Source organism: Streptosporangium sp. NPDC004379, assembly GCF_042873875.1.
Classification (GTDB): domain Bacteria; phylum Actinomycetota; class Actinomycetes; order Streptosporangiales; family Streptosporangiaceae; genus Streptosporangium.
Window position 1 is genome coordinate 1 of sequence record NZ_JBIAMC010000037.1, and the last position, 5016, is coordinate 5016.

At 75.1% G+C, this 5016-nt stretch carries 2 protein-coding genes; both read right to left on the minus strand.

What is annotated here, in order from left to right; genetic code table 11:
- Positions 1 to 4078, minus strand: a 4078-nt coding sequence (locus tag ACFYSC_RS36780; protein ID WP_389971006.1) for a type I polyketide synthase, incomplete at its 3' end; no start/stop codon positions are given.
- Positions 4068 to 5016 (minus strand): beta-ketoacyl reductase (locus tag ACFYSC_RS36785; protein WP_389971009.1); only part of this gene is annotated, 949 nt, incomplete at its 5' end. The genes ACFYSC_RS36780 and ACFYSC_RS36785, both read right to left, overlap by 11 nt.

The window sequence follows — 5016 nt, forward strand, 5'->3', positions numbered from 1 at the left end:
CCAGCAGCAGATCCCGCACCCCGTGCCGCACCACCAGATGCCGGGCCGTCAACGCACCCAGACCACCGGTCCCACCGGTCACCAGAACCGTCCCCCACAGGACGGGGGCGGGCTCGGCCGGAGCCTCGCGGCGGACCAGGCGGGGCACCAGGAGCCGGCCGTCCTCGACGCGGACCTGCGGCTCGCCGACGGCCGCGATGCGCGACCAGTCGGCGTACCCGTCGGGGACCTCGGCCAGGACGAGGCGGCCCGGCTGCTCGGTCTGCGCCGACCGCACCAGCCCCCACACCGCCGCACCCGCCACGTCACCGGGCCGGGTGACGAACATCAACCGGGACTCGGCCAGCCGGGGGTCCCGGATGGCGTCCAGCGTCTGCGCGGTGAGCCGCCGCAGCGCGGCGGGAATGTCCTCGTCCCCGCCGACGCAGGGGATCACGACGGACTCGGCGTCGCCGGGCTCGGCGACCGCCTCCGCCCAGTCCAGCCGGTACGACACCGGCCCCGACGTCACGGCGCCGCCCGGCACGGGCCTCGTGCGGACCGAGGCCAGGGCGAACACCAGCCGCCCCGAGTCGTCGACGGCCTCGATCGCGCAGCCGTCGTCGCCGGTCCTGGCCAGCCGTACCCGCAGGGACCTGGCCTCGGTGGCGAGCAACCGCACCCCGCGCAACTCGAACGGCACCCGCAGCCCGTCGGTGTCGCCGCCGGCGACCAGCAGCGGGTGGAACATGGAGTCCAGCAGGGCCGGGTGGATCCCGAACCCGGCCACGTCCACGTGTTCGGGCACCGCCACGTCGGCGTACAGCTCCTCGCCGTGCCGCCACACGGCCCGCAGTCCCTGGAAGGCGGGGCCGTACTCGTATCCCTGCTCGGCCAGGCGCTCGTAGCCACGTTCGACGTCGACGGGCACGGCCCCGGCGGGCGGCCACGCGGCGGCCCACCCGGGTCGGGCCTCGCCGTCCCGGTCCTCGGCGACGGTGCCCGACAGGTGGCGGGTCCAGCCCGCCTCGGGGTCGCCGGCGGGGCGGGAGTGCACGCGTACGGCGCGGGCCCCGGAGCCGTCCGGAGCCTCGACGACGACCTGCACCGCCACGCCGCCGCGTTCGGGCAGGACCAGCGGCACCTCGAACATCAGCTCCTCGACCAGGCCGGATCCGGCCCGCGAACCCGCCTCCAGAACCAGGTCCGCCAGCGCGGTCCCCGGCAGGACGACGGTCCCGCCCACGGCGTGGTCGGCCAGCCAGGGCGTGCCGGCGACGGACAGCACACCGGTGAGCACGGCCGGGCCGTCGTCGGCCAGCTCGACGGCCGCGCCCAGCAGCGGGTGACCGGTCTCGCGCAGTCCGGTGGCGGAAAGTCCCGCGTTCCGGACGGGCGGACCGAGCCAGTAGCGTTCGCGGTCGAACGGGTACGGCGGCAGGTCGACCGGACGGCCGTGGGGGGACAGCGCGGCCCAGTCCACGCCCGCCCCCGCCGTCCACGCCGCCGCCAGGCCGGCGACCAGCGCGTCGGCCTCGCCGCGGTCGCGCCTGTGCAGGGCGGCGATCGTCGTGTCGTCGCCGGTCACGCAGTCGTGCGCCATGCCGGAGAGCACGGCCTGCGGCCCCACCTCCAGGAGGACGCGGGCGCCGGACTCCTCCAGCGTGTTGACCGTCGCGTGGAACAGCACAGGCCGCCTGATCTGCTCCGGCCAGTAGCCGGGGTCGGTCCAGTCGCCGGGGATGCCGGTGACGAAGGGCACGCGCCGCGTCCCGAACGTCACCGTCTCCAGTTCGGCGGCGAACACGGCCAGGACCGGCTCCATGAGCGGCGAGTGGAAGGCGTGGCTGACCGGCAGCCTGCGGGTCCGCCGTCCCTGGGCCTTCCAGTGCGCGGCCACGGCCAGACAGGGCTCCTCCGCCCCCGAGATCACCACGCTGGCGGGGCCGTTGACGGCGGCGACGCCGACCCGGTCCTCCAGCCCGGCCAGGCTTGAGGTGACCTCATCGAGGGTGGCGTTCACGGCGACCATCGCGCCCGGCTCGCACAGCTCGCGCATCAGCCGGCCGCGGGCGGCGATCAGGCGGGCGGCGTCCGGCAGGGTCCAGATCCCCGCGACGTGGGCGGCGGCGTACTCGCCGACCGAGTGCCCGGCCACCACCGAGGGCGTCACGCCGAGCGACTCCAGCAGCCGGTACGCGGCCACCTCGAAGGCGAACAGCGCGGGCTGGGTGTAGGCGGTGTCGTCGAGCAGACCGGACTCGGGGGTGCCGGGCCCGGCCCACATCACGTCGCGGATCGGCCGGTCGAGGTGGGGGTCGAGGGCCGCGCAGACCTCGTCGAGCGCAGCGGCGAACACCGGCGAGCAGGCAGCCAGTTCGCGTCCCATGCCGGGCCGCTGCCCGCCCTGCCCGGTGAACAGGAACGCCACGCGGGGCCGCTCACCCGCGACGCCCTCGATCACCTCGGCCGTCTCGCCCCGCGCGTGGCGGGCCAGCGCCCCGGACAGGGCGGCGTGGTCGCGCCCGAGGGCGACGGCGCGGTGCGACAGGAGCGGCTGCCCGGCCAGTGTGCGCGCCACGTCGGCCGGATCCTCCCGGAGCTCGGCCAGATGGGCGGTCCTGGCCGCCAGTGACCGCGGGCTGTGGGCGCTGACCGGCCAGGCGATCGGGCCGGTGAGGACCGCGGCGGCCGGCGGCTCCGGCTCGGAGGCGTACTCCTCGATGATCGCGTGCGCGTTGGTGCCGCTGATGCCGAAGGAGGAGACGCCGGCCCGGCGCGGCCGCTCACCACGCGGCCACCCGGTCTCCTCGGTCAGCAGCCGCACGTCGCCCGCCGACCAGTCGACGTGCGGGGTGGGCTCGGTGACGTGCAGGGTACGGGGCAGCACGCCGTGCCGCATGGCCATGACCATTTTGATCACACCCGCCACCCCCGCGGCGGCCTGGGTGTGGCCGATGTTCGACTTGATCGAACCGAGCCACAGGGGGCGGTCGGTGGGGCGCATGTGTCCGTAGGTGGCGAGGATGGCGTGGGCTTCGATGGGGTCGCCGAGTTTGGTTCCGGTGCCGTGGGCTTCGACGACGTCGATGTCGCGGGTGTCGAGTCCGGCGTCGGTGAGGGCTTGGTGGATGACGCGTTCTTGTGCGGGGCCGCTGGGGGCGGTCATGCCGTTGCTGGCGCCGTCCTGGTTGACGGCGGTGCCGCGGATGACGCCGAGGATGCGGCGGCCGTTGCGGCGGGCGTCGGAGAGGCGTTCCAGGGCCAGGACGCCGACTCCTTCGGCCCAGGCGGCGCCGTCGGCCGAGGCGGAGAACGACTTGCAGCGGCCGTCGGGTGACAGCGCGCCCTGCCGGCTGAACTCGACGAACGAGTCCGGCTCGGCGATCACGGTGACGCCGCCCGCCAGTGCCAGCGAGCACTCGCCCTGGCGCAGGGCCCGTACGGCGAGATGCAGCGTGACCAGTGAGGACGAGCAGGCGGTGTCCACCGTCAGCGCCGGCCCCTCCAGGCCGAAGGTGTAGGAGACGCGGCCGGACAGCACGCTCGGCGTGCTGGAGGACAGCAGTGTGCCCTCCATGGCCGGGGGCACCGCGCCGTGCATGAACCGGGAGGAGTACTCGTTGAACATGTTGCCCGCGTAGATCCCGGTGCGGCTGCCGTGCAGGGTCGCCGGGTCGATCCCGGCGTGCGCGAGCGCCCCCCAGCACGTCTCCAGGAACAGCCGGTGCTGCGGGTCGGTGCCCAGCGCGCCGCGCGGGCTGATGCCGAAGAAGGCCGCGTCGAAGTCGGCGACGTCGTACAGGAAGCCGCCGTGGCGGGTGTAGGTCTTCCCGGCCGCCTCGGGGTCGGGGTCGTACAGCGCGTCCACGTCCCAGCCGCGGTCCGCCGGGAACTCACCGATCGCGTCCCGGCCTGAGGAGACCAGCTCCCACAGGTCCTCCGGGGAGGCGACCCCGCCCGGGTAGCGGCACGCCATCCCGACGATCGCCACCGGTTCGCGACGGCGCTCCTCGTCCTCGCCCAGTCGCCGGCGGGCCTCCGCCAGGTCGACGGTCACCCGCTTCAGGTATGCGCGCAGCTCGGCCTCACTCGCCATGGTCGAGCCGTTCCATCGAGGTCCTCAGCGGTGATGTCATGGCTCGGTTGTCGATCAAGGCGAAGATCTCCTCGTCCGATGCGGAAACGATCTCTTCTTCGGCCCCGCCGGCGCCGTTCACGGCGGTGACCGCGGTGGCGGCCCCGGTGTCGCCGATCCTCGACAGGGCGCTCTGCAGGATGGCGACGAGCTGGCGGCGCACCGCGGCCCCCTCGCCGTCGGCGGTCAGGAGCGCCGCCTCGGCCTGGTCCACCGCCGCCCGCAGCGCGTCCTCCGGCGAGGGCCCGTCCGGCGCCAGGCCGGTGAACAGGTACCCCGCGAGCGACGCGACGGTGGGGTGGTCGAAGACCAGCGTGGCGGGCAGCCGCAGGCCGGTGTCGGTGTTGAGCCGGTTACGCAGCTCGACGGCGGTCAGGGAGTCGAAGCCGAGTTCGTTGAAGGCGCGGTCCACGTCCACGGTGTCGGGTCCGGGGTGGGCGAGCACGGCCGCCACGTGGGCCCTCACGAGGTGGGTGAGGTGGGCTCGCGCGTCGGCCTCGCTCATGAGCGCCAGCCGCTCCCCCAGCTCCGGGCCGCTCGCCGCGGCCGGCGTCACGGGGTTCGCGACGGCCCGGCGCGGCACGGCGCGGGCGAGGCCGCGCAGCATGGACGGCAGGTCGCCGTTCTCGGCCCTGGCACGCAACCCGGCGGCGTCCCAGCGGGCCCCGACCACGAGCGCGTCGTCACCGCTCAGGGCCGCGTCGAACAACTCCAGCCCCTGCTCGACGCTCAACGCCGCGATCCCCGACCTGGCCAGACGGGTCACGTCGGCCCGGCTCAGCCCGCCGGTCATCCCGGAGTCGCCGGTGTCCCACAGACCCCAGGCCACCGACACCGCGGGAAGCCCCCGCGTCCTGCGGTGCGCCGCCAGAGCGTCGAGGAAGGCGTTGGCCGCGGCG